Origin of the sequence: Novosphingobium sp. B-7 (genome assembly GCF_000410615.1) — a bacterium.
GTDB lineage: Bacteria > Pseudomonadota > Alphaproteobacteria > Sphingomonadales > Sphingomonadaceae > Novosphingobium > Novosphingobium capsulatum.
The window spans coordinates 456-785 of the sequence record NZ_KE148337.1 but is presented as its reverse complement, the minus strand read 5'-3'; the positions used below and the strand labels follow the sequence as shown (position 1 = coordinate 785).

The following is a 330-nucleotide window of genomic DNA, read 5'->3' as shown; positions in this document are numbered from 1 at the left end:
CAACCCGCCGTCGCGGCCTGATCGCCTTCACCACCACAGCCGCACGCCGGCCAGCGCGCGCAGCACCGAGGCACGCTCTCCCACCGAACGCGCCGCGCGCGCGCTGCCGCCCAGGCTGCGTTCCCAACCCAGACCCACATAGGGCGCAAAATTGCGCTTGATTTCATAGCGCAGGCGCAGCCCACTCTCGATGCGGTTGATCCCCGCGCCCTCGCCCAGATCGGGCATGCCTTGCGCCGCCCAATCCATTTCCACGCGCGGCTGCAACACCAGGCGCTGGGTAATGCGCTGGTCATAGCTCGCCTCGGCCCGGCCGGTCAGCTCGCCCCG

General features: G+C 70.3%; 1 protein-coding gene. It reads right to left on the bottom strand.

The features are described 5' to 3' along the window. Positions 1-27 precede the first annotated feature (27 nt). The coding region (locus H926_RS30835) for a copper resistance protein B (RefSeq protein WP_022676509.1) at positions 28-330 on the bottom strand (303 nt) is incomplete at its 5' end.